General features: G+C 34.1%; 22 protein-coding genes. 12 read left to right on the top strand and 10 right to left on the bottom strand.

What is annotated here, in order from left to right; genetic code table 11:
• Nucleotides 1-162: 162 nt before the first annotated feature.
• From J7E44_RS20665 to sucC, 3 genes are all read left to right on the top strand, one after another.
• Nucleotides 163-549 carry a DUF423 domain-containing protein gene (locus tag J7E44_RS20665; RefSeq protein WP_214833134.1) on the top strand — a complete coding sequence of 129 codons (387 nt, stop codon included), beginning with the start codon at nucleotides 163-165 and terminating at the stop codon, nucleotides 547-549.
• Nucleotides 550-554: 5 nt separating this feature from the next.
• Nucleotides 555-1832, top strand: coding sequence for a chloride channel protein (locus tag J7E44_RS20660; protein WP_214833133.1), 1278 nt, complete (start codon nucleotides 555-557; stop codon nucleotides 1830-1832).
• 131 nt (nucleotides 1833-1963) lie between these two features.
• Nucleotides 1964-3154 carry an ADP-forming succinate--CoA ligase subunit beta gene (sucC, locus tag J7E44_RS20655; RefSeq protein WP_214833132.1) on the top strand — a complete coding sequence of 397 codons (1191 nt, stop codon included), beginning with the start codon at nucleotides 1964-1966 and terminating at the stop codon, nucleotides 3152-3154.
• 62 nt (nucleotides 3155-3216) lie between these two features.
• Here sucC and J7E44_RS20650 read toward each other — a convergent pair whose 3' ends face one another.
• Nucleotides 3217-4095: a mechanosensitive ion channel family protein gene (locus J7E44_RS20650; protein WP_214833131.1), complete on the bottom strand. Its 879-nt coding sequence runs from the start codon at nucleotides 4093-4095 to the stop codon at nucleotides 3217-3219.
• A 98-nt stretch (nucleotides 4096-4193) separates the two neighbouring features.
• On the opposite strand from J7E44_RS20650, the gene J7E44_RS20645 reads away from it, so the two are divergent.
• The gene (locus tag J7E44_RS20645) at nucleotides 4194-4829 is read left to right on the top strand and encodes a peroxiredoxin (RefSeq protein WP_214833130.1); all 636 of its coding nucleotides are present in this window, start codon (nucleotides 4194-4196) and stop codon (nucleotides 4827-4829) included.
• A gap of 100 nt (nucleotides 4830-4929) precedes the next feature.
• Here J7E44_RS20645 and J7E44_RS20640 read toward each other — a convergent pair whose 3' ends face one another.
• From J7E44_RS20640 to J7E44_RS20630, 3 genes are all read right to left on the bottom strand, one after another.
• A complete protein-coding gene (locus J7E44_RS20640) occupies nucleotides 4930-5523 on the bottom strand; it encodes a hypothetical protein (RefSeq protein ID WP_214833129.1) in 594 nt (197 codons plus the stop codon).
• Nucleotides 5524-5685: 162 nt separating this feature from the next.
• Nucleotides 5686-6201 carry a PepSY-associated transmembrane domain-containing protein gene (locus J7E44_RS20635; RefSeq protein WP_214833128.1) on the bottom strand — a complete coding sequence of 172 codons (516 nt, stop codon included), beginning with the start codon at nucleotides 6199-6201 and terminating at the stop codon, nucleotides 5686-5688.
• An 84-nt stretch (nucleotides 6202-6285) separates the two neighbouring features.
• Entirely contained in the window at nucleotides 6286-8517 is a 2232-nt protein-coding gene (locus J7E44_RS20630) for a TonB-dependent siderophore receptor (protein WP_214833127.1), read from the bottom strand.
• 185 nt (nucleotides 8518-8702) lie between these two features.
• Between J7E44_RS20630 and J7E44_RS20625 the strand changes: the two genes are divergently transcribed.
• Nucleotides 8703-9761: a Gfo/Idh/MocA family oxidoreductase gene (locus tag J7E44_RS20625; protein ID WP_214833126.1), complete on the top strand. Its 1059-nt coding sequence runs from the start codon at nucleotides 8703-8705 to the stop codon at nucleotides 9759-9761.
• A 56-nt stretch (nucleotides 9762-9817) separates the two neighbouring features.
• Here J7E44_RS20625 and J7E44_RS20620 read toward each other — a convergent pair whose 3' ends face one another.
• The 3 genes from J7E44_RS20620 to J7E44_RS20610 form a co-directional block, all read right to left on the bottom strand.
• Nucleotides 9818-11719, bottom strand: a complete 1902-nt coding sequence (locus J7E44_RS20620) for an ABC-F family ATP-binding cassette domain-containing protein (protein ID WP_214833124.1) — start codon at nucleotides 11717-11719, stop codon at nucleotides 9818-9820.
• Nucleotides 11720-11800: 81 nt separating this feature from the next.
• The gene (locus J7E44_RS20615) at nucleotides 11801-12556 is read right to left on the bottom strand and encodes a ferredoxin reductase domain-containing protein (RefSeq protein ID WP_214833122.1); all 756 of its coding nucleotides are present in this window, start codon (nucleotides 12554-12556) and stop codon (nucleotides 11801-11803) included.
• Nucleotides 12557-12631: 75 nt separating this feature from the next.
• Nucleotides 12632-13513: a helix-turn-helix domain-containing protein gene (locus J7E44_RS20610; RefSeq protein ID WP_214833120.1), complete on the bottom strand. Its 882-nt coding sequence runs from the start codon at nucleotides 13511-13513 to the stop codon at nucleotides 12632-12634.
• 166 nt (nucleotides 13514-13679) lie between these two features.
• Between J7E44_RS20610 and J7E44_RS20605 the strand changes: the two genes are divergently transcribed.
• A complete protein-coding gene (locus tag J7E44_RS20605; protein WP_214833118.1) occupies nucleotides 13680-15326 on the top strand; it encodes an alpha/beta fold hydrolase in 1647 nt (548 codons plus the stop codon).
• Here J7E44_RS20605 and J7E44_RS20600 read toward each other — a convergent pair whose 3' ends face one another.
• Nucleotides 15327-16190: a glycoside hydrolase family 25 protein gene (locus J7E44_RS20600; protein WP_214833116.1), complete on the bottom strand. Its 864-nt coding sequence runs from the start codon at nucleotides 16188-16190 to the stop codon at nucleotides 15327-15329.
• A gap of 65 nt (nucleotides 16191-16255) precedes the next feature.
• On the opposite strand from J7E44_RS20600, the gene J7E44_RS20595 reads away from it, so the two are divergent.
• From J7E44_RS20595 to deoC, 5 genes are all read left to right on the top strand, one after another.
• A complete protein-coding gene (locus tag J7E44_RS20595) occupies nucleotides 16256-17515 on the top strand; it encodes an NAD(P)/FAD-dependent oxidoreductase (RefSeq protein WP_214833114.1) in 1260 nt (419 codons plus the stop codon).
• The gene (gene trmD, locus J7E44_RS20590) at nucleotides 17512-18183 is read left to right on the top strand and encodes a tRNA (guanosine(37)-N1)-methyltransferase TrmD (protein ID WP_214833112.1); all 672 of its coding nucleotides are present in this window, start codon (nucleotides 17512-17514) and stop codon (nucleotides 18181-18183) included. Before J7E44_RS20595 ends, trmD begins: the two co-directional genes overlap by 4 nt.
• Nucleotides 18184-18519: 336 nt before the next feature.
• Nucleotides 18520-19455, top strand: coding sequence for an endonuclease/exonuclease/phosphatase family protein (locus J7E44_RS20585; RefSeq protein WP_214833110.1), 936 nt, complete (start codon nucleotides 18520-18522; stop codon nucleotides 19453-19455).
• 32 nt (nucleotides 19456-19487) lie between these two features.
• Nucleotides 19488-19958, top strand: coding sequence for an Lrp/AsnC ligand binding domain-containing protein (locus tag J7E44_RS20580; RefSeq protein WP_214833108.1), 471 nt, complete (start codon nucleotides 19488-19490; stop codon nucleotides 19956-19958).
• 6 nt (nucleotides 19959-19964) lie between these two features.
• Nucleotides 19965-20708, top strand: coding sequence for a deoxyribose-phosphate aldolase (gene deoC / locus J7E44_RS20575; protein WP_214833106.1), 744 nt, complete (start codon nucleotides 19965-19967; stop codon nucleotides 20706-20708).
• A 56-nt stretch (nucleotides 20709-20764) separates the two neighbouring features.
• Here deoC and dusB read toward each other — a convergent pair whose 3' ends face one another.
• Together dusB and J7E44_RS20565 are read right to left on the bottom strand one after the other, a co-directional pair.
• On the bottom strand, nucleotides 20765-21760 hold the full coding sequence (dusB, locus tag J7E44_RS20570; RefSeq protein WP_214833104.1) for a tRNA dihydrouridine synthase DusB: 996 nt from the start codon (nucleotides 21758-21760) through the stop codon (nucleotides 20765-20767).
• Nucleotides 21761-21858: 98 nt separating this feature from the next.
• Nucleotides 21859-25062, bottom strand: a complete 3204-nt coding sequence (locus tag J7E44_RS20565) for a DUF8818 domain-containing protein (protein WP_214833102.1) — start codon at nucleotides 25060-25062, stop codon at nucleotides 21859-21861.
• Nucleotides 25063-25240: 178 nt separating this feature from the next.
• Here J7E44_RS20565 and J7E44_RS20560 point away from each other — a divergent pair, with 178 nt between their 5' ends.
• Nucleotides 25241-26083 carry a T9SS type A sorting domain-containing protein gene (locus J7E44_RS20560; protein WP_214833100.1) on the top strand — a complete coding sequence of 281 codons (843 nt, stop codon included), beginning with the start codon at nucleotides 25241-25243 and terminating at the stop codon, nucleotides 26081-26083.
• Nucleotides 26084-26225 lie beyond the last annotated feature (142 nt).

The raw sequence follows: 26225 nt of genomic DNA, 5'->3' as shown, positions 1-26225 counted from the left end.
GTTCGGGATCTTTCTAAGCATTACTAAAAATCCGGGTTTTGCAAAGAATAAAAAATTAGCCTGGGTTTTTATTGCCATTGGAGCTTTAGCATTGATATTCAAAATTGTAAACTATAAATAGAAAACAGATTTTCAATTGATCTGTTTTCATAAATTGATAAAATGAAAACAATTACTTTAGTATTTGGTGCCGTTTATGGCATGCTGTCGGTAATTTTAGGTGCATTCGGCGCGCACGCTTTAAAGAAAATTTTATCCGTTGAAAGACTGGAAAGTTTTGAAACTGGTGTAAGGTACCAAATGTATGCTGCTTTCTTTCTATTGATTGTAGGGTATATTTTGAAATTTGAAACCTCATCAGAAAAATGGGTTTCCATATTAATGATTGCCGGCACCATGTTATTTTCATTCAGTATTTATTTTCTGAGCCTTCAGGATTATTTAGGTGCTAATCTTAAATTTTTAGGACCAATTACACCACTTGGAGGATTACTAATGATCCTTAGCTGGGGGATGCTTATTCTTTATTTTGCTAAAAATAAGATATAGTTGCAATGAAGATCAACAGAAGAAGGAGGTTAATAAAAACGTTCAATCTTTTAGATCAGCCTATAAAGTTTAATCCTTTTGTATTCAGCCGGACTTTTTTCATGTGGGCACTTACTGGATTGGTGGGTGGTGTGATCGCAGGATTATATTGGATCGTTCTTGAACATTTTACGGAATTTTTAGCACAGTACCAGGGATGGATGGTGATACCAACCATGGCAATCTGCGGATTGTTGGCAGGCCTTGTGATTCATTTTATTGGTGATCCCGGAGAAATCCATTTGATCGTTAATAATATCAGATTTAATAAAGGAAAGCTTGATCCTAAAAATAATCCTTCAATGATTTTGTCATCACTTTTTTGTGTGGCTTCTGGAGGGAGTTTAGGTCCAGAGGCACCATTGGTTCAGGTTACGGGATCTACAGGAACCTGGCTGGGGAAGATTTTCAGATTGAAAGGTGAAGAACTGCGTTCTCTAAGTATTGCAGGAATGGCTTCCGGTTTTACAGCTTTGTTTGGTGCTCCACTTGGAGGGAGTCTTTTTTCACTCGAAATATTGCATCACAAACATGCGGTAGAATATTACAGAGCGATAATACCGGCATTGGTTGCTAGCTGCTTTAGCTATGTCATGTTTGCATTGATCATTCACTTGGGTATTGGAGCAACATGGGATCTGAAGGCTTACCATTATTCAGGGGTCTACGATTTTGCCTTCGCTTGTCTGTTTGCGGTTGTAGCTACTTTCGTTGGATGGATCTTTATTTTTGTAGTTAAATTTTTCAAGAAAGTTTTTGAATACAGAAACTTTCCGATCTATATTAAGACATTAGTTGGCGGAATTATTTTAGGAATTATCGCCTATTATTTTCCAATTACAAGATACTTTGGACATCATGAAGTCAATGAACTTATCGGGGGGAATTTTGGATTAAACTTTTTAATTTCGGTTTTGATCTTTAAAATTTTAGCCATAGCCATTACCGTAACTTCTGGTTGGAGGGGAGGTTTTATCATTCCATTATTCTTTGTGGGAACTACTTTAGGTTTAATCATTCATCATCTTTTTCCTTCTGTAGATACCACGTTGGCAATAGTAAGCTGTATGGCGGCAATCAACGCCTGTGTCACAAGAACTCCTATGAGTACGACTATTATTTTGGGGACCTTAACTGGGTTTACTTATTTTGTTCCTATACTTTTTGCGAGCTTAACAGGATATTTCCTGGCGCCTAAAATTCCTTTTATAGGTTCACAGTCTGAAAAATTAACTGAAGAATAAAGAAAATTTCTAAGACCTGTTAAAAATCAAGATGCTTAACCTTTAATTTTTGGACTTAGAATCTTGAACTTCCATGTCTTTTTAGTAAATTTGTCAACCTTTAAAATTTAAAATAAAATAATAAAAATAATATGAATCTTCACGAGTATCAATCAAAAGAGATTTTATCAAAGTACGGAGTAGCAATACAACGTGGTTTCGTAGCTAATAATGTAGACGAAGCTGTTGCAGCTGCTGAAAAATTGACTGCTGAAACCGGAGCACAAGCTTGGGTTGTAAAAGCGCAAATTCACGCAGGTGGTCGTGGTAAAGGTGGTGGTGTAAAGTTCTCTCCAAATATGGATAAACTTAAAGAAAATGCACAGAACATCATCGGAATGCAGTTGGTAACTCCACAAACTTCTGCTGAAGGTAAAAAAGTAAACTCTGTTTTGGTTGCAGAAGACGTTTATTATCCTGGAGAATCTGAAACTAAAGAATTTTATGTTTCTATTCTTTTAGATAGAGCTGAAGGTAAAAATACAATTGTATATTCTACTGAAGGTGGGATGGATATTGAGCACGTTGCAGAAGTAACCCCTCATTTGATTCACAACGAACTTATTGATCCTGCTTTAGGTCTTCAAGGTTTCCAGGCTAGAAAAATTGCTTTCAACCTAGGTCTTGAAGGAAATGCTTTCAAAGAATTTACAAAGTTCATTACTTCTTTATATAACGCTTACGTAGGAATTGATGCTTCTCTTTTTGAGATCAACCCTGTATTGAAAACTTCTGATAACAAAATTATCGCTGTAGATGCTAAAGTAACTTTGGATGGTAACTCATTGTTCCGTCACAAAGATCTTGAAGCTTTAAGAGATACAAGAGAAGAAGATCCTATGGATGTTGAAGCTGGTGAAGCTGGTCTTAACTTCGTAAAACTAGATGGTAACGTTGCTTGTATGGTAAATGGAGCTGGTCTTGCAATGGCAACAATGGATATCATCAAATTATCTGGTGGTAGCCCTGCAAACTTCCTTGACGTTGGTGGTACTGCTGATGCTCAGAGAGTACAAACTGCTTTCGGAATTATCTTGAGAGATCCAAATGTAAAAGCAATCTTGATCAACATCTTCGGAGGTATTGTAAGATGTGACAGAGTTGCCCAGGGTGTTGTAGATGCTTACAAAGCTATGGGAAGCTTACCTGTTCCGTTGATCGTAAGATTACAAGGGACTAACGCTGTAGAAGCTAAAAAATTAATTGATGAGTCTGGTCTTCCAGTACACTCTGCAATTACTTTAGAAGAAGCTGCAAACAAAGTAAAAGAAGTTTTAGCATAAGCCTGAAATTTTTAAATAAATAAAAAAACCGTTTCAAAACTGAAACGGTTTTTTTTATTTTTCTATTGATTTCCTGCCAGATTACTGTCTCCACTTGTAATACTGATACTTGTTGGGGTAACAAGTAAGATATTATCGGAATCGAGGCGTTGTTTGATCTGTAAATAAGCATCACTCTTAACACGGGTGATATTAGCACCTACAGTCATCCAGAATTTAGCCTGAAGATTAAATACTCCCTGTTTAAGATCTGTAAATACAACTTCAGCGGTATCCAGTTTATCGACATATTCTAAGCCTTTTATGACTTCTAAGATTCCTTTTTGAGCTTTGTTGATATCTTCATCTGCAGGAATTTCAAAATTCAATATGATTCTTCTCTGTGGTGAAGCGGTAATATTTGAAAACGGAGAATTGAAAATGACCTGATTAGGAATATATACTTTTTTTCCGTCATCTGTAATTATTTTTGTAGTAAGAAATCCAATCTCCTGTACGGTTCCGGAGTTGGTTCCGATAGATACATAATCACCCACCTTAAAAGCTTTATCAATTCCTATCAGCATCCCAGAAAATATACTGGATACAAGATCTTTTAATGCAACCCCGGCAATCACCCCGGCAACTCCTAAGCTTCCGATGAATTTCCAGAGAAAGCCACTGAATCCCATTATTTCTAAAGCTATAAAACTTCCCATCATCATAATGATGAATCGAAAAACAGCTAGTAAAGTGACCAGAGAACTTTCTTTTTGGCTTTTGGGAAATAATTTATGGAAGACCTTAACCGCAATCTTACTCAGATATTTACTTGTAAATAAGAAAAAAGAAAAAACCAGTACTCCAACAATCAATTTAGGGGTAAGTTCTGCAAATTTCAGATACCAGCTTTGCAAGACTTTATAGACCACATCAACATAACTTAAACCAATTTTCTCCATGTATTAATTTTTTTTTAATCTAATATATAATTTTTCATCAAAAAATTTGCCAGTTTGAAAAAGTCTACTAAATTTGTAGACTATAAAAAGAGAATATTATGTCAATTAAACTAGGAGATTCCGCGCCAAACTTTCAGGCAGAAACAACTGCCGGTGATCTTGATTTTTATAATTATCTGGGAGATTCCTGGGGGATTCTATTCTCACACCCTGCAGATTATACTCCTGTTTGCACTACCGAGCTCGGTTTTACTTCTAAACTGAAGTCAGAATTTGAAGCAAGAGATACAAAAGTAATTGCGTTGAGCGTAGATGGAGTGGAAGATCATCAAAGTTGGATCAAAGATATTAATGAGACACAGAATACAGAAGTTCAGTTCCCGATTATCGCAGATAAAGACAGGAAAATTTCAGAGTTGTATGATTTTATCCATCCAAATGCTTCAGCGACTGCTACAGTTCGTTCTTTATTGATTATTGATCCGGCAAAAAAAGTCCGTTTAATTATTACTTATCCGGCATCCACTGGACGGAATTTTAATGAAATTATCCGAGTTCTCGATTCTCTTCAGTTAACAGATTCTCATAAAGTAGCTACCCCTGTAAACTGGAAAAATGGAGAAGATGTTATTATACCACCATCCATATCAACAGAAGATGCTCGTAAAATATTCCCTAAAGGAGTTACTGAAATAAAGCCGTATTTAAGATATACGCCTCAACCCAATACGTGATTTATTTGATTTTTTATAGTTTAGTTTTAATTTGTACGAAAAGTGCCTCGAAATTCTTCGAGGCACTTTTATGTTTTGTAAAAGCTAATCTTTTTACAGATTAATTTTTTACGTCGTTCATAATTTCTTTTCCTTTAGATGTAGGTAAATAAATACTAAATCCAATATTGAAAGTTAATGTAGATGTTAAACCTTCATTACCAAATCCTGCAACACCATTGTATTTAACCAGACCTTCAACACCGATGTTAGGTGTAATGAAATAAGAATATCCAGGACCAGCACCAAAATCTAAACCTGTTGTAGAATTACTACCTTCAGTAGATGTTCCTCCGATACCAACGTTACCTTCAAAGAACCAACGTCCGTGGTGTAAAAGATTATTTATACCTTGTTCTCCTGGCGATACATAATAACGTCCTAAAGCACCAACTTTATATACAAAATTTGTAGGTGTTCCCTTTGTAACTTTATTAAAACCTAAATCAACATAACCACCGACAGCGATATTATCTTCAATAAAATAAGCTGCTTTCGGTTGTAAAGAAATGTTGTATCCGCCACCTGTATTAAGACCAAAATTACTAGCTACAATACTACTACCAACCATCCAGTTACCTTTTTGAATCTGAGCATTCATTGTTGTAGCTAAACCAGCCACTGCTAGTATTCCTGTTAAGATTAGTTTTTTCATAATTTATAATTTTTAATAATTAATGTTTATTATTCTATAGATGGTGAAAATCAATAAATGTGCCATAGTACTCATTTTTAGCTAATTTTACCAAATTAATGTTAAATTAAGAAAAATGAAAATCCAATTTTAAAGGGCGTTTCATTAAGTATTTTATAATTTCTAAATAAAGACCAATATAATAGAAATGATAAGTCCCGCAACAGTAAAAATCATTCCCCGTTTGAAGGCTTTTGTTTTTGGATTGAACATCCAGAAGCTGGAAATAACAAAGAAAAATAAAGCGACTCCGAAAAAAGTATTGAGTGGTGATAGGGTGTCTTTAGACTGTGCTTTGTGAAGTTTTGTCATTTTATCCAGAATAAAGGGCAATTCTTTTTTTACATATTTTGCTTCACCGGTTGTCATATTGTAAGCTCCCTGCTTAAAATATGCGATATTGCCAACCTTACTTTCTATTTCAAAATTTTTAATCTTTAGCTCTTTACCTAATGCTTTTTCAGAAAGATCTTTACCGACAATTGTACTGTAATTTTTTTCTTTTTTTAAGAGGTCCGTATCCCTGTAAACGAGGAGAACACCACTTACTCCGTAAACGGCCATAATTCCTGCCAGAAAATAACCCAAATATCGATGGGTAATCCTCATAAAACTTCTTGTATCCTTTATTTTATCCATATCTATTGTTTGTTATTTAAAAAAGTGAAAGCTGCAAAAATGCAACTTCCACTTTAAATGAAAAAATAATTTATGTTATTATTTTTAAAGTTTGTAAGTCAATGTAAAGTAATAGTTTCTTGGAGTTATTGGATTTACAGAGTAGTTTTCATGAACGTTGTAGTTAACAACATCAAATAGATTACCTACTTTTCCTTGGATACTGAATTTATCCCATGCATAGCCTAGAGATAATGCAACAGTGGTGTAATCTTTTAATTCAAATACTCTACTAATTCCTTTTCGGGCTTGCAGACTATTTGCTCCAGTTTTAGTGTCATTCCATCCTGCCAGCCTATCTCCTATATAGTATGCACTTAATCCTACTTTTAGTCCTTTTGCAAAATTTTGTAGGGTATAGAATACTGAACCATTAGCTGTAGTTGCCGGAGTCCTTACTAATCTTTGTTTTTCTATATAACCGGATATTTCAGGAGTATCTAAATAAACAGAATTATTATAAGAGAAGCCTCCAATGATTGAAAGACCATCAATTGGATTTCCTGTAATGTCCAGTTCTACACCACGACTTCTCATTTTACCTGCAAATTCTTTATAGAATGAATCAGAGTTTGCATTTCCATTTGCTAAAAAAGGTGCAGTCTGATAATAATTGTTATATACAATTTGATAAGCAGTTAAATTAACCGCAAGCGCATTGTTCCAAAAATTCTTTTTAATACCCATTTCATATTGATCAATGGTTGTGGGCTTTAGAGTTTGCTGATAAATGTCCTGCCCTGTATTCTGTGCAAAAGAATTGGTATAGGTTGCGAAAACAGATAGGTTGTCATTAGGCATATAAACAAGCCCTACCTTCGGAGAGAATGCGTTATCTGCTGTAGCTGTGTTAATTTTATCGGATTCAGTATTCTTGACAAAATCCCTAAAAGAATTAGATACTGTTTCTAAATATGACCATCTTAATCCTGCTATAACCTTAAACTGCTTTGTTAAGCTAATATAATCCTGTAAGTAGATGCCAAATCTTTGAGTTGGGATTTTTGTTCTATCCTTTAATGAAGCATCAGGTATTGACCCGCTTGCCCAAGTACTTGGATCATCCATATAAATAATACCATTTAAAGTATTTCCATTGGTTCCATATTTTGTAGGATTGGTGTAAGTGTAATTATTTATTACACCATAATCTCCATCGGCACCAACTAATATCTTATGATTAATTTTTCCTGTATTAAATTCACCATTCACATTAACTTGTAATGAAGTGTAGTTTTGTTCATTAAAAGTTTTGTTTAATGGACGATCCCATTTCAAACGATTGTCCGCATCATAGGTCCATTGAACCCTTTCAGTTGAATAATAATCTTTAGTATAGCTTTGATAAGAGGCAATTGCATTTAAAGACCATTTTTCAGTAAACTGATGATTAAAAGTTATATTTGTGGAAGCCTGTTGCACGTTTTGATATTGCCAGTCTGTTCCTAAGAAAGCATTTCGAGGAAGTAAACTATTCAATTCATAGGTAAGCCCATCCTGTTTGGTAATTGATCCAATTCCAAAATCCGGAGTTAAGTCGTTTTTAAGATAATCAGCTTCAACAATTAACTGAGAATTTGCTCCTAAGTTAAATAAGAATGAAGGATTGAAATAATATTTTGTTGACTGAACAACATCCCTGAAGCTTTCTGCATATTCATATGCCCCATTTATTCTGAAAGCTATATTTTTTGATAATGGACCATAAATATCCACTGTAGGTTTATATGAATTCCAGCTTCCTGCATTTAAACCAACACTTCCTCCAAAATTGAACTTTGGTTTCTTGGTAATCATATTAATGATTCCTCCTGCTGCTGTGTTTCCATAAAGCATAGCATTTGCTCCTTTTAATACTTCCACTCTTTCTAAACCACTTACTTCAGGAAATACTCCACTGTTAACTCTTGCTCCATTTTTGAAAATATTATCATTCCCAAAAGTAAAACCACGAGCACCAAAACTATCTTGAGAGCCTCCTCTTGCAGAAGTAAGGTATACTCCATTTATGTTTTGTAAGACATCACTTAATTGCTTGGCCTGCTGTTGTTCAATTACTTCATGAGTAACTATGGCAATGGGCTGCGGGTTCTCCATTACCGTAAGGTTTGACTTTGTAGATAATGATTTAGCTTTATTTGGATTACCTGTTTTATGGAGATTTACGTCTTCAATAGTTTGAATTCTGATAGTGTCGGTTTCAGATTTATGTCCCATTTGTGCACTTAGCGAAAGGGATATTATCATAAAACCTAAAGTAGTAATTTGTCTTTTCATTTTGTTTTATTTAGAGTGGGTTTAAATAACGCGCAAAAGTAAGTATTTAGCATATCATTATTTAGAATCAATAAAAATGATTGCAGTGATATTTATCATGTTTTAATAAATGATGAATTATTACTATATCAATTATAGTAGTCACAGAGAAAATTTTTCTCAATATCTTTGTTAAAAAATAAAGTATGCAATTGGTAAAAGTGGGTCTTTGTGCCTTTGGAATGAGCGGAAAGGTTTTCCATGCACCTTTTTTGAAAGAACATCCTGGTTTTTTCATGTCTGCTGTAGTAGAAAGAAGTAAAGAAGAATCAAAAGAAAAATATCCTGATGCTACGATTTATCGTTCAGTAGAAGAGATGTTGAATAACTCAGATGTGGAAGTAGTAGTAGTTAACACTCCTGTTCAGACACATTTTGAATATGTAAAAATGGCTCTTGAAGCGGGTAAGAATGTTATTGTAGAAAAACCCTTTACAGTAGATGTTTCAGAAGCTGAGCAATTGGTGAAACTGGCTGAAGAAAAAGGTTTGTTTTTGAGCGTCTACCAAAACAGAAGATTCGATCGTGATTTTCTTCAGGTAAAAAAAATTATTAATAGCAAAAATCTTGGAGACATCAAAGAGGTTGAAATACGATTCGATAGATTTCGCACTGAACCGAGTGGAAAGCAGCATAAGGAAAACCCACAAGAAACAGGTTCAGGATCGCTTCACGATTTAGGGGCTCATTTAGTGGATCAGGCGGTTCAGCTTTTTGGATTTCCAGAAAAGCTTTTCGCCGATGTTTTTTCAATGAAAGGGGCAGAATATGCGAATGATTATTTTGAGATCCTATTATATTATAAAAATAACATGAGGATCAGATTAAAATCATCTGTTTTTAGCAAAGAGGCACATTATGCTTATATGGTTCATGGTAGTAAAGGGAGCTTTTTACAGGAAAGGACAGACAATCAGGAGGCAGAACTGGTAGCAGGAACTTTACCAACGTATGGTGAAAGCTGGATGCTTCCTTTGAAAGATTTTGATGGGATTTTAAATTATATCAGTGACCACTCTGAAACAGAAAGAATTCTAACAACCAGTGAACCTGGAAACTATATGAACTATTACCAGGAGATTTATGAACATATTGTTTTTGGATATGACTTGCCTTCCCCGGGAAAACAAGTCATTCAGAATATGAAACTTATTGATGCTTCTATAAAAAGCTCGAACGAAGAAAAAGTTCTTAACCTGACATAAAAAATTCGGCTTCACTTAATGTGAAGCCGAATTTTTTTATATTTTAATTGATCATCTTAAGCTTCACCCAGGATTTCCTGAAACTCCAGCCATTTCATTTCATGGTCTTCCAGCTTTCCTGAGATGGTTTCCAATTCCGCAGAAAGTTTTGAAATCTTTTCATAATCTTTCTCATTGTTAAGTTGCTCAAGGATCTTCTCACGCTGTTCTTCCAATTGAGGCATTTCCTTTTCAATAGTTTCCAGCTCTCTTTGTTCTTTAAAAGAAAGTTTTCGCTTTTTGGAATTTGTTGGTGGAGCTATAACAGGAACTGGTGCTGTTTCTTTAACTTCCGTTTTTTGAGGTGCATTTTTTTCTAAAGCATCCTCACGGCTTTTTGCTTCTCTGTATTCTGAGAAAGTTCCAATAAAATCTTTTATTTTTCCTTCACCCTCAAAAGCTAAAATATGATCAACAATTCGATCCATAAAATATCTATCGTGAGAAACAATAATTAATGAGCCTTGAAACTGCTGTAAAAAGTTCTCAAGAACCGTTAATGTAGGAAGATCGAGATCATTGGTAGGCTCATCAAAAATCAGGAAGTTTGGATTCTGATAAAGAATATACATCAAATGCAGTCTTCTTTTTTCACCTCCGGAAAGTTTTGAAATAGGAGAGTATTGTGTTTGATCATCGAATAAAAAGAGTCTTAAAAACTGAGATGCTGAAAGGCTTTTTCCATTCGCTAACGGATAGAATTCTGCAATTTCTTTAATAAAATCAATGACCCTTTCATCCTCTTTATAAGTTAGCCCCTTTTGTGAAAAATAACCGAAAGAAATGGTTTCTCCTGTTTCAATTTCTCCGCTATCGGCCTTTTCAAATCCTTGAATAATATTTAAAAGAGTAGATTTTCCCGCACCATTCTTACCTACAATTCCTACTTTCTCTCCACGTTGGAATGAATAGCTGAAATCTTTTAATAATAATTTATCACCAAAACTCTTGTCAATATTTTTAAGTTCCAGGATTTTATTACCAAGACGTTTCATTTCAAAATCAAGTTCAAGACCCTGTTTTGAAGTGTCTGTTTTAGCCACTTTTTCAGTTTCATAAAAAGCGTCAATTCTACTTTTTGATTTTGTGGTTCTCGCTTTAGGCTGTCTTCGCATCCATTCCAATTCCTTTCTGTAAAGGTTATTTGCCTTATCAATGGTAGAATTGAGATTGTCTTCTCTTATCATTTTATTCTCAAGATAAGTAGCATAAGAACCATTATGGAAATAAAGATTATTGTCTTCCATTTCCCAGATAATATTACATACACCATCCAAAAAGTAACGGTCGTGGGTGACCAGTAGTAGAGTAATTTTAGCTTTATTTAAATAATTTTCAAGCCATTCTACCATTTCCACATCCAGATGGTTGGTTGGCTCATCCATTATTAAAAGAGTATGACGATGCTCCGCTCTGGTTTCTGTTAGTAATTTTGCCAAAGCAACACGTTTGATCTGTCCACCCGAAAGTGTTCCCATCTTAGCTTCCAGATCTGTAATTTTAAGCTGCGAAAGGATCTGTTTCATTTCATTCTCAAGATCCCAGGCTTTATGAACTTCCATATCAGCCAATGCCTTTTCAATAAAATCAAGATCTGTTGAATGTAGGGATTTATGATAATTTTTAAGAGCTGCAATAGGTGCAGAATCAAGAGTCATCATAAATTCATCGATCGTAAGATTGGGATCATAGTCAATCTCCTGATCAAATAAAACAACCTGTATATCTTTATTGATGATTACATTCCCACTGTCAGTAATTTCCTTTCCCATCAATATTTTCAACAGAGTGGACTTTCCACTTCCGTTTTTAGCAACAATAGCTATTTTGTCCCCTTCATTGATATTGAAAGAAATATTTTTAAATAAAACTTTTACCCCATACGATTTAGTAAGGTTCTCAGCCGCAACGTAATTCATTCTATAAAGATTTCGTAGCGCGAAAATACGAAATATTGAAGGTTTTACAGGATAAAATATTTTTAACGATATTTTTGATCCTTAACGTCTATTTAATGCTGCAGTACAGTGATATTTACAACCCTTTTTTCCTTCTATCCAATACGCTTGTGATCTGATATTTGCAGAACGCACTCCTTTTTCTTTGAGGTATCTTCGTAAAAAAGACATTGTTTTACCATTACCGGTAAGGTAAAATGTAACTTCGTCATTTTCTACAGCTTTCTTTTCCTCTCTTAAAAATTCATTGATTTGATTTAAAATAGACATCCAATTATTTTTGGAAGTGTAATAACCGTAAAGACCAAGATTTTCCAGAACGAAAGGGTCTTCCACCTCATGGAGGCATACAAATGAAGCATTAGATTCTTCAGCGGTTTCCTGAATTGAAATTGAACTTCCTAAAGAAGTTTCGTCACCTATTGAGAAGTGGATCTTTGCGTCGGGATCGAAAAATCTTTTTCCTCTGGGGATGATCATTTTAAGAGATTCACCTACAGACAAACGATTGATGAAATTACAACCTACAGCATCTGTATCATGAATATGGAAAAGAACATCAAAGCTTCCTTTTTCTTTGTTAAAATGAAAGGGTGAATAATTACGAAAATCCCGGTCATTAATTCTAAATCCTACAGCATAGGCAGGCTCAAAATATATATCGGAAAGATCAGTCACGAAAGTTATCTGTTTAAGATAATTTGTGATATAGTTTGTTTCTGTAATGGTACAATCTTTAAATTTGGACGGCAATAGATTCTCGACGGCATCATTGATCCATTTTGGTAAACTTGACATAATAATATTTTATTGCAAAGGAAGCTGCAAACTGAAAAAATACCAATAGTCATTTCATGGAATTGATTGGACTATTCATGGTGAGGGAATTTGTTTTCTGCTCTTTCCTCTAAAAGACAATGGTGTAATTCCTTCCAATTTAGAAAATAAACGGGAAAAGTAGGTGTGATCATTGTATCCCAACTGATAGGCAATTTCTTTAACGGTGCAATTGGTGAAAAATAGTAAGCGCTTTGCTTCTACTAAGATTTCCTGCTGAATCCAATATAACGTTGATTTTCCTGTTGTCTTGCTTACGGCTTCATTTAGATAACCTGGTGAAATGTTTAAAAGTTCTGCATATAAAGATGGACTTTTTAGGGTGATAAATTCTTTTCGTACCAAAATTCTAAATTGTCGGGTAAGTTGCCAGGCACGACTTTCTTTTAATCTTTCAGGCTTATTTTCATTTAAAAAAAAAGAGGCAAACATTCCTGTGTAAGCATTAAGTAAAGACTTAGTAATAAAAAAGCCTTCCTTGGTAGACAGCATTTCTTCTGTGTACGAATTGTAAAGTAATTGAGCAAAATCATGAAACTTTCCAGCGCATATACTGTTCAATGGTAAAGGGTTGAAATCCATTATAGATTCTTCAAAAACAGAACGGATAAAATCAGGAACCAGATCTACATTTACTGCAACAAACCATCCGCAAACTTTGTCCATCAGAAGACCCTGATGTACCTGCCCTGGCAAGAGACAGTAGATGTTAGTATTTTCAGCCTCTATAACTTTAAAGTCTACCATCATTTTTGCATATCCGGTTTGCAGGAACATAAAGATATAATGACTGTCTCTGTGAATTCCTTTATCCATAAGGTTGTCATCGGGGCTGCTAATGCGATCTGTAATTTTTTCCACAATGAAACCATGTTTGGAAATAGAATTTAAGCTAAAGGTAGGAATCGTCTGTTTCATCTACTGGAATCAATATGGTAAAGGTAATAATATCCTTAGACCTTCAAAAATTTAGTTTTTAGGTGAGAAGTTGTTTGGAATAATTTAACTAAAAAGTGATAAATTTTAATAACGTGTTGTGATTTTTTAATCAGATAAAAGTAGATTTTTGTGTCAAACTTTTATCATGAAAAAAATCAATTCTTTATTCCTTTTGTTTTTTGCATTCTATCTTAATGCCCAGTTGATTTCCGGAACCATATTTTCTAAAGAAGAGAATCTTCCAATTCCTTATGTGAAAATAGGTGTGGAAAAAGAAAATATAGGGGTTATCTCTGATGAAAAGGGAAATTTCTCAATTGATCTTTCTAAGGCTAATATGGGTGGGAATATCAGGATTGAAGTAGCTGGATATGAAAGTTATACCGAAACGATTCAAAGCTTTGTAAAGTATAATTCTCAAAAAATACTTTTAAAGGAAAAAGTTAAGAATATTCAAGAGGTGAAACTAACGCCTAAAAAATTAGTCGATAAAAATTGGGGGGTGAATACAAAAACGAAAAGTATTATGTATTCAGTAAATCCGGAATTTAATCAAAAGAACTTTCTTGGAGAAACGGCATTGGAGTTTAATGCAAATAAAAGATCGAAGATCAAAAATATTAATCTGAATATAGCAAGTTATGTTTCTGATCAGCCTGTATTGATGCGTTATACTATTTACAGTGAGAAAAATGGCTTTCCTGATAAGAATATATTAAATGAAGAGATTACAGTTGAGCTTACTGAAGACATGATAAAATCAGGGGCATTTACATTAAATGTAAATGACTATAATATTTGGGTCCAGGGGAAATTCTTTATTGGGATTCAGTTTTTGAAGAAATTCAATGGTAAAATAAATATCAGTGCAGCCCTTTTCAGAACTGGATTTTTAAGAGAATTTTATGGAGACTGGCAAAAAGTAACATTAGCCGCACCTGCCATTAATATTGATGTTAAAGTAGATAAGAGTGGAAATAACATAAAGGATGAATCCGAAAATCAGGATGAAAGTCTTGAAGATCTGATTCCTGACCTCAGTCAGTACCAAAAAGCATCTGAAAACTCTATATATGGGAAAAACACCTCTGTGGGGAAATTTCTGAAAGTGAAGAATGCCGATTTATATTATGAAGTTTATGGGGAAGGAGAACCCATAGTATTGCTCCATGGAAATAGCGGAAGTATTAAAGATTTCTATCAACAAATTCCCGTATTATCCAAAAAATATAAAGTGATTGCTTTAGACACAAGGGGACAGGGGAGAAGTACAGATACTTCTAAAAATAATTTAACCTATTCCATTTTTGCAGATGATCTTAAAGTATTGACCGATGAATTAGGGTTTAAAAAGATCAATATTGTAGGTTGGAGTGATGGTGGAAATACAGGACTTGAATTTGTTTTAAAATATCCGGAAAATGTAAGTAAGCTGGTAACAATAGGGGCTAATGTTCAACCTGATGGAGTAGATGAGCGTCTTTTGAATCATATGAAAACGGAGCTTCAGGTTTTAGAGCTTGAAAATAAACCTGAAAAATTTAATCAGACCAGAATTTTGAAAATCATGATTAAAGAACCCAATATCAGTAAAGGTTCTTTACAAAAAATTCAAAGTCCGGTATTGGTGATAGCAGGAGAAAATGATGTGATAAAAAAAGTGCATACAGAATTTATTGCTAAACAAATTCCCAATGCTAAGCTTAAGATTTATGCAAAGGCGACTCACTTTATCCCATTCGAAAATGCGGATCAACTTAATGCGGATCTTTTAGAATTCTTAGGGAAATAACTAATCTAAAGTCAGTCTTTTCAAAGACCAGGAGCTGCCATTGTATATATCCAGATCTACTTTGGTATTGATGCCATGAACAATCCCGCTTTCTGTGAATTGCCAGAAATCCCATTCATCATCAGGAGAAGGGATAGGGACCTCATTATAATTAGCTAACCAAAGTGGGTAGCCATCAAACTCACCTTTTAGAAAATCTTTATAGTAATGATAATACGTATAGATAATGGGTTTTTTACCGTAGGTTTCTTCAATGATTTTACACCAGACTTTTAAATCCTCGATCAGCTTTTTATTAGTTTTACGTTTGGGGATTTTTTCAATGTCTAAAATTGGAGGCAGATCTCCACTTTCCAATTTTACATTGGCTAAAAAATTATTGGCCTGAATAATTGGGTCTTCGTCGGCTCTGTAGAAATGATAAGCTCCCCGAATAAGCTCATGCTTTTTAGCTTGCGTCCAGAATTCATCAAAATGTTTATCCGCATTTTTATTTCCCATTGTCGCTCTCATAACAACAAATTCTAAAGGAATCGTTTTGTTTCCAATGCTTAAGCTGTCCCATTTAATGTCTTCTCTGTTTTGATAATGAGAGACATCAAAACCATAGGTTTTATCGAGATTATCAGAAAGGATTTTTTGAATTCTTAAAGTTTCTTTTTCGCTGTTGTGAAGCTTTTTATGAGTGAATTTATTAAAGTATAAGGCGTAATAATAGCTGATGGATTGCTTTAGATAAAACCCTGTCCCAATAAGAGCTATGATCAGGATAGCCAATACCACCTTGCGACGAAAAAAATAATTCTTCCGTCTTTTCTTATGAACGTTTTTGGCAGTTTTTTTGGTATACTTTTTTCTCGTCATAAAGTTTTGCAAAACTAACTTTTTAACAAGTAAAATGCTAAATAAAATCAGTAAATTTGTATATTATGGAAACACGCGAAAAAATCATCATTATCGGAGGAGGTTTTGCGGGATTGCAGCTTGCGAAAACGTTGAACAATAAAAATAAAAAAGTAATTGTTCTGGATAGGGTAAACCATCATATGTTTCAGCCTTTATTCTATCAAGTAGCGTGTGGGAGGATAGAACCTTCCAATATTTCTTTTCCGTTCAGGAAAATTTTTCAACAATCCAGAAATACTCAATTTCGTTTAACAGAGGTAAAAGAGATCGATCCTTCACAAAATAAGGTGATCACAGATGAGGCTGAATTTCGTTATGATAAGTTAATTATTGCCACCGGTTGTAAGACGAATTTTTTTGGAAATAAGGATCTTGAAGGCAGAGCTTTCGGAATGAAAAATACCCAGGAAGCAATAGGAATCAGAAATCATGTTTTGATGACCTTTGAGAAACTCATTCTGGAAAAGAGCCGAAGTGATGATGGAAACTGGAATATTGTAATTGTAGGTAGCGGTCCAACCGGAGTAGAGCTGGCAGGAGCTTTTGCAGAAATGAAAAAAGATATCCTTCCTAGAGATTATCCTTACATGAGTTTTGATAATCTTAAAATTATTTTAGTGAGTTCTACAGAGAAGCCCCTTGCTGTAATGAGTAGCGAAGCGCAGGAGAAGTCTGAAAAATATCTTAAAGACCTTGGTGTAACGTTCTTAAGTGGAGAAATAGTTACAGATTATGATGGTGATAAAGTGATCATGAAAAGCGGCAAAGAAATTCCGTCCAATAACGTGATCTGGGCAGCTGGAGTAACCGGAAATACAGTAGAAGGATTTCCTGAAGAAAAATTAATTAGAAACAGATATATAGTAGATCGATATAATAAAATAAAAGGTTACGATAATATTTTTGCCATTGGAGATATTGCCTATATGGAAACTCCAAAATATCCACAAGGCCACCCTCAGGTGGCAAATGTAGCAATCAATCAGGCGAAAAATTTAGGTAAGAATCTTTTAAAGAATAATAATGAGTGGACAGAATTTGAATATCATGATAAAGGATCTTTAGCAACTATTGGAAAGCACAGAGCAGTTGTAGATTTGCCATTTATAAAGTTTCAGGGCTTTTTAGCATGGTATTTCTGGATGTTTTTACATTTGATGCTGATTTTAAGTGTTAGAAATAAGCTTGCCGTATTTTTCAATTGGATGTGGAGCTATTTCAATAAAGACTCATCATTACGATTAATTATTTCGCCTACTAAGAAAAATGGAACATTACAATGAGAATTGATATTATAAGCGTACTTCCGGAACTGATGGAAAGTCCATTCAAAACTTCTATTTTGAAAAGGGCAATGGATAAAGGATTAGCAGAAGTACATTTTCACCACTTGAGAGAGTGGGCAATAAATAAGCACAGACAGATAGATGATGAGCCCTATGGTGGTGGAGCAGGAATGGTGATGATGGTTGAACCCTTGGATAAATGTATTTCTAACCTTAAATCCCAAAGGTTGTATGATGAGGTTATTTACCTTACACCCGATGGAGTTACATTGAATCAGAAAATAGCTAATTCTCTTTCCATAAAAGGTAATTTAATTTTTATATGTGGACATTATAAGGGGATTGATCAAAGAGTGAGAGATCTGCATGTTACTAAGGAAATTTCGATTGGAGATTATGTTCTTACAGGTGGAGAGCTCGCGGCATGTGTTTTAGCAGATTCCATCATAAGATTAATTCCAGGTGTTTTAAATGACGAGCAAAGCGCTCTTACAGATAGCTTCCAGGATGATCTTCTTTCGCCACCGATTTATACGAGACCTGAAAATTATAAAGGCCTGGAGGTTCCTAAAATTTTACTGAGTGGAAATTTTAAACAAATCGAAGAATGGCGTCATGATGAAGCTGTAAGAATAACTAAAGAGAAACGACCTGATCTAATGTAATTTGTTGAGAGATTTCTTTGTTTACTAAATTGTTTTTTTCTTTTTTTGCAAAATTTGTATAAAATGGAATAATAATTGTAATAGAAAGCAAAATAATAAAGTAAAAACTATTATGGATTTATAGTCGTTTTTAATAAATTATTATTATTTTGCTATTTTGATTTTGTTTCTTACGATTTAAGATCGAATTTGTTAAGGGTTTTCACAGATTGTATTTATTAAAATGTCCTTAAAATTTTTTTTTAGTACAAAATCAAAAACAATATTTTGTAATTTGACCTACCAAAAATTAACAACCTCAAAATCAAGATTATTTAAAAATAGAAATATGCGTTAATGGAGCTTTTCACTTTTTACAATGTAGAAAATTTATTTTTGCCGGATGTAAAACCTGTTCATAAATATGATCCGACAAAATCAGGTTTGAGGAACTGGGATGAAAGAAAGTACTCCAATAAGCTTTTCAAAATTGCGCATGTTTTTCAATTGATAAAAGAAGAAAATGGTGTATTGCCATTTATAATTGGTTTATCTGAAGTTTCCGGAAGGAAAGTTTTAGAAGAGCTTGTGGAGATGGATCCTTTTAATTCTCAATATGGAATTGTACATTACAATTCTATGGATGAAAGAAAGGTTGATGTTGCCATGTTATATGATAAAAGCAAAGTAGAAGTGATAGATTCAGAAGCTATTACATTCTTTTTTGAAATTACAAATAAAAACACTGAATATTACGACACAACTAGAGATGTACTTTATTCAAAATTAAAATATAAAGGAGAGATTATTAATGTCTTTATCGCTCACCTTCCCTCTAAGAGAGAGAAAGACGTTAATAAACCAAAAAGAGACTTTATAATGGAAGAAATTCGTAACAGAATTTTGAATATAGTGAGCAGTAGTAGTGAGCATATAATTTTGTGTGGAGATTTTAATGAAAACCCAGATGATGAAAACCTCACTAACATTCTTTATGATAATAATCATGAAAAAATGTTAGAAAACCCCTTTAGTGAACTGTTTTTTACTGGAAATTATTCTACTTTTCATTATAAATCTGGTCTATTGTTTGACCAGATTATATTGTCAAAGTCATTTTTTAATGATCAGAATAATGAAGGTGTGTCATTTGAAAGTGCCGGAATATTTAAGTCTGAAAAGATTAGCAGCCGAAATAAGCAATTTGCAGGCAGGCCTTTCAGAACATATGCTGGTACAAGATATTTAGGAGGTTACAGTGATCATTTTCCGGTTTTTGTGAAATTTAAATAATAAAAAAAACATAAATAAAAAAAAATTACAAGATGAAAAATTCAACAAATGCAAGCTATCATTTAGATTCAATTGACAAAGAAATTATCTACATGCTAATGGATAATGCTAAAACTTCTTTGGCTCACATCTCGAAACATGTAGGGATTTCAACAACTGCAGTACACCAAAGAATTAAAAAACTGGAACATGCTGGGGTTATTGAAAATTCAATTTCTTTTCTGAATCCTAAAAAAATCGGGTATAAAGTAATTTCTTATATCGGTATCTTTTTGGATCAGCCAAGTCATTATCCAGATGTTGTAAAATCTTTAAAAGAGGTAAACGAAGTGGTAGAAGCTCATTATACCACAGGAAACTATACAATTTTCCTTAAGGTTCTTTGCAAAGACAATGATCATTTGATGCAGATTCTTAATAAACTTCAAAAATTAAAAGGAGTAACAAGAACAGAAACTTTCATATCTTTGGAACAAGGTATAAGCAGACAATTGAAAGTATAATTAACTATGGATATTGCCAGATATTTGGACTCAACATATTTGAAAACTCCTCAACAGTCGGGGATTTCAGAAAATGAAACTTTACAGAAAGATAAAGATCTTACACAGGAAGCCATTGATAATGGTATTTTTGCGGTTATGATCCGTCCGGATTATGTATCAGAGATCAAAAAATATATTCAGGAAAGGAATTCAAATGTTGTAGTAGGTACTGTAATAGGTTTTCATGAAGGAACTTATTCTATTGAAGACAAAATTACAGAAGCTTCTAAGGCAATTGAAGACGGAGCTGATGAATTGGATTTTGTAATTAATTATAAGGCTTACCTTGAAGGAAATCTTCAATTAGTAAAAGATGAATTTGTAAGATGTACCTCATTATGTGTACAAAATCATAAGGCTGTAAAATGGATCATTGAAATTGCAGCTTTAAATGATTCTCAAATTGCCGATCTTACTAAAAATATTTCCGAATGGGCAGAGGAGAATTTTCTTGAAAAGGATTTACATTCTATTTTTGTGAAATCTTCAACAGGATTTTATGTAACCACTGATGGGAAACCTAATGGAGCAACATTTGAAGGCATTAAAATTATGCTGGATAATGCCGGAAAACTTTCCGTGAAAGCTGCAGGTGGTGTAAGGACTCCTGAAGATGCTGAGAAAATGATCAGTATGGGGGTAAAGAGAATTGGAACTTCCTCGGCATTATCTTTAATTAGAAATGAATCTGCTTCAGAAGGTTATTAATTATTAAATTTAATTAATCATAAAAAAGCCATCAATATTTTGATGGCTTTTTATTTTTATACTTGTTCCTGATACTCTTCGTAGAAATGTTGTGTTTCTTTTATCAGGGTATCCATTTCTGCTAATGTAAAAACCTCAAGAAACTTTTTTCTGAATTCTTTAAAATGAGGGACACCACGGAAATAATTACTGTAATGTTGTCTCATCTCTATTAAACCCAGTTTTTCACCTTTCCATTCTGCACTCCATTCTGCATGTTGGCGTACGGCCAATAGTCTGTCTGAAATAGTAGGTTCCGGAAGATGTTCGCCCGTTTTAAAGAAGTGTTTTATTTCATTAAAGATCCAAGGGTATCCAATGGCTGCACGGCCTATCATAATTCCGTCACAGGCATATTTCTGTTTATATTCTAATGCTTTTTCAGGAGAATCGATATCTCCATTTCCAAAAATCGGAATTTCTATATTGGGATTTTGTTTAATTCTTGAAATATGTTCCCAGTCAGCTTCCCCTTTGTACATCTGACCTCTGGTTCTTGCATGTATAGTTAAGGCTTTAATCCCTGTTTCCTGCAAACGTTCCGCCACTTCATCAATATTGATAGATGTACTGTCCCATCCTAAACGTGTCTTTACTGTTACAGGTAGATGAGTCGAACTAACAACAGCTTTTGTAAGACGTACCATAAGGTCAATGTCTTTCAGCACTCCAGCTCCAGCACCTTTGCAGACTACTTTCTTTACTGGGCAACCAAAATTAATATCAACTAAATCTGGGTTTACGGTTTCCACAATCCTTGCAGACATCGCCATAGCTTCTTCATCACCTCCAAAAATCTGAATTCCAACAGGTCTTTCATAATCGAAGATGTCCAGCTTTTTTCTGCTTTTCATAGCATCACGAATTAAGCCCTCAGAAGAAATGAATTCTGAGTACATCATATCTGCACCATGCATTTTGCACAAACGTCTGAATGGAGGGTCACTTACATCTTCCATTGGTGCCAGTAAAAGCGGAAATTCCGGCAGTTCTATATTGCCTATTTTTATCATGGTGCAAATTTACGAAATTCTAAACTTTCATAGAGACAGATATTATCTATGGAAATTATCAGTAGAGAAATGACAGATTATTACTGTTTAATTATTGATTAGAAGCTTGCTTTCACCTGCATACTTCCGATATGTATGGTTCGGTCACCTGAATTCCTACCTTCATAGTTTAGGTTTAACTGTAAGAACGAGTTGATCGCTTGCTGAATAAAGACACTCCACACCTGGTTTTTTCCAGGTTTTAACCCGTCAAGCATTTGATTTCCTACTATACTGAAGTTATTTCCGGTGAAATTATTATTGATAAATGAGAAGTTTCCTCTAATGGATGTTTTTTTACGATCCCATTGTATAGTTCCGGTAACATCAAAAGCTTTTAACGATTCTTCACCATCTACTCTCTGTTTTTGGCGGAAAGCAGAAGAAAGCTCAGCTTGTATGGCGTCTGTAAATTTGTAAGTGGCTTTGGGTTTGGTTTCGAAATTATTTAATCTGTAATCTCTCGTTGTAAATAACTGTGATGAATTTTTAATATCGTGAACAGAATTCTCCCAATCTACTCTGAATTCTTTGTTGAACCAATACCCTAAATTTAAGAAATGGGAAGTCTGCTCCCGCTCTTCATTGCTGAAATTGGCATTGATGAGGTTGTCATTTGATATATATCTGTAATTTCCATTCCAACCTGATTTTTCAGTAGGATTAAACTGTACTGAGGCTAAGATATTTTGATTTTTTAAGATCTGATCGCTGTTTTTTTCGAATGGATTTATAACAAGGACCTTGTCTTTTTTATAGAAAGAGTTTTGAGAATTTAGTGAGATATTGAAATTCCAACGTTTTAAAAATGCATTTTCGGAATTAAAAACGATGGCCGGATTGACAAATAAAGCCAACTGTATCTTATTCTTATTGGAAGGAATATATCGTACAGAGTTGGTATATACCCTGATATATTTGGCTAAGTCGGAATATTCTGCAATTTCGAACTCATCAAGCTGTTGAATACCATCGCCATTATAATCGGTCCATTTGTAGATTCCCTGGCCGTCTGTCACTTTAATATATTGGAATTCCCTTTGAGCCTCCTGTCCATTTCCAAGCTCATAGAAAGCCTGTAAGCGCATACCATTTCTGAAGAGCTGTTGGTTGTAAAGAATGTTTCCAACTACAAAATCATTATTTCTGCTTACCTCCATATCCTGCTGATTCTGATAGAAGAATTTTCTATAATGGATTAAAACATTTAAAGTAGTCTTTTCTGTTTTTATAAGCTGACTTTCTGCCATGATCCCCAAAATATTGTTCATATTTTGAAGCCTGTTATCACGAACCGAGTCATTATCTCTCATGTATACTTTAGCCAACAACTTCGTTCTTGTACTGTCACCGATCTTCTTTTGAACAAATAGTTCTTTCCAGCTGAAACTCGTAACATCCATTAATTGGGTGTCATTGTATTTCTTTTCATTATGCTCCATGCTTCCTCCAAAAGCCCAACTTCCTTTTTTACCTGTATATTCTGTAGAAGCACTCCCTCGGATAAACTTTGTATCCTGTTGGATGGCATTCGTATTCAGATACGATAAAGTTCCTTTGGTGAAAAATTTCCCTTTGATCCAGCCGAAATCTAAATCATTTTTAAAGCCTTTATAAGTATCCTGCTCATCTAAATAATTAAGACGATAGTTTAATGTTGATTTATTATTCCATTTGTTCAGGAAACTAAAAATAAATCTATTCTGAGTTCGCTGGCTGAATTCTTGAGTTAGGTTGAAATCTCTGGAAAATTCTACATCATTAATTCTGTCAAGGATATGAAATTGTTTATCAATATGCTGATATTCGAAACTCGGTGTTCCTTTCCAGTTGTCTTTTGTGAACGTTTTATTACCATAAATACGACCTGCATATCCTATATTCTGATCAGAGTCTTTAGAGGAAAACAAGTTAAGGTCGTAGTTGCTTAAGGCGATATCTGCGCCAATTTTACCGTCTTTCAATAAGAATTCAGAATTTGCTGAAAACACCTGCGATTTTTGTGGTGAAGGAAGTTTTCTTACAGCTCTGTAATCTCCGGAATTAGGACCCACATATTCAAAAACCCGACCATTATTAGTCGTTTGGGATAATTTATAATCCCCAAGATTAGGTCCGAAATAAGTGAAAGAGACCTGATAAAGTGTTTCAGTGGGGGCCGTGGAAAATTCATAATGACTACTTCCTCCGGAATTTTGAACTAAACGATATAGGATTTTATTAACATCATATTCGGTAATTACTCCAGACGGGGCGTACATCAAATTAGGATCATTCCCGGCATTGGCCAAAATCTGTTCATCCTCTTTAGATAAATTTAATGCCAGTGGAGCATTTTTATTATCATTTTCCATGAACCAGCTTAAACCTACTTTCATCTTTTCTCTTCTATGTTCAACCTTACCGGTGAATAGATATCTGGAATAGTTTCTGTTGGTATAGTTATAAGAAATGGTGATGAAATTCTGTTGGAAAATAGGTCTGAAACTGGTAAAAGTAACTTCTCCTGTATTATAATTAATAGTATAATCCTGGTTCTCTCCACGTTTCATTAAAATACCATCAATAAATACCTGTTCAGATCCGGAGATCAGAGTAATAAATTGCTCTCCATTTTTACCTGTTAAACGATAAGGCCCCTGGTTACCTTCAACTCCCTGAAAACGGACTCTGTGAAACTCACTTCGTGCAACTCCCATAGAAACATCAACAAACGTTTTGTTATCTTGTCCAAATTCGGTTTGGAACTGAAGTCCCATGCTTCGCCTTTGATATTTTGAAAAATAGTTTTTAGCTTCAACCAAATCCAAATGACCAGCTCTAAGAATTGATTTATCCTTTATATTAAGCTGCATATAGATTTTATCAAATTCCTCCAGGGTCTGCGTATATCCATCTGCCTGAATGGGAAGATTGTGATCTGAGATACTGGCTAATATGGTTACATCTTTAGAAAGCCTTCCTGAGATCTGAAGATCCATTGAACTCTGTACCGACTGCCCCTGATTATTACCAAAAGTAATCCCACGAATAATAGAACCTTTTGAATTTAATTCCCCTAGAAATCTCTTTTTATCATTTTTAGCAAGAACCGCTTCATCTACAATGATCCTGTTTCTTGTTCGTACAAAGTCCAATGTGTCTTTGGCAAAAATATCCTGTTCAAGCTTTGCAGCTAAAATACTATCCTTTTTTATGGTGTCTTCTGGAAGATTGGGATTTTTCCATGAGAAAATTTGAGCATTTGTTGTCAATGTGCCCATAATTAGAAACAAGAATACTAGAATAAAATTCCGCAAATTTTCCAAAATAATTGGTAAAAATACTTAAAAAATGTTAAAGGTGGATGGTTTAGCTTTATTAACAGAAAATTGCTCTAATTATTGTTTTTCGTCAAAAAATACCCTTAAGTTTGATATGAAAATTATTAAGAACACAAAGATGAAAAAAATCTATTCTCTATTTGTTGCTTTGGCAACTACTACAAGTGTGTATTCACAAACCGTAATTACCCAATGGAATTTTGATGGAAGTACAAATGCTGCGACAACAGGTTCTGGAGCTGCCACCATAGTAGTGGCAAGTGGCATACCATCGTTTCCTTCCGGGAATCCTGGTTCGGGTAAGTCATGGAGTGTTTCAGGCTTTCCGGCTCAGGGTTCCGGGTCTGGTACAGCAGGATTTAAATTTGCTGCCAGTACAGTAGGATACACTGGAATTTCTGTGTCACTTAGCATAGTGGGCTCTAATACGAGTTCTAAGTATTTCCAAATGCAATACACCATCAATGGTACAGATTGGGATAACGTAGGTATTGCAACGGAGGTTGGTTCAACTTCAGGTTCTAATTGGACGAGTATGAGCAATGCTATTCCTCCTACAGCCAACAATAATATCGATTTTGCGGTTAGAATTGTATCTGTATTCAATCCTTCTAATAACAATGTATACACACCGATTAGATCATCTTCGAATTATGCAACAGCAGGAGCAATAAGAGTGGATAATGTAACAATATCAGGAACAGGAAATACTTTAGCCGTTTCTAATATTAACAATTTGAAATATAATTTTATTAAAAACACATTCATTAAGGATGGTGGAATTACTTTCGGAACTCCAGTTAAAGATGTGAAAGTATATAATATATATGGTCAGATTGTGAAAACAGCTTCCATAAAAGAAAATGCAACTTTAAATGTTTCAGAATTACAAAAAGGAAACTATTTCGTTACAGGTATTGTGAATGGGCAACCGATCTCTCAAAAAGTCCTAATAGACTAATTTTTACTTTTCATAGATATTTAAAACAGTCACTTTTATAGTGGCTGTTTTTTCATGAATTATATAGCAAGATTTATGATGTTATAATCGATTGAATGTGAATTTTTTAGTACAGGATTATTAATGGAAACTTAATCTATTT

The organism is Chryseobacterium sp. ISL-6, assembly GCF_018613715.1.
Classification (GTDB): domain Bacteria; phylum Bacteroidota; class Bacteroidia; order Flavobacteriales; family Weeksellaceae; genus Chryseobacterium; species Chryseobacterium paludis.
The sequence above is the reverse complement of the archived record's forward strand: the minus strand, read 5'-3'. Positions and strand labels throughout refer to the sequence as shown.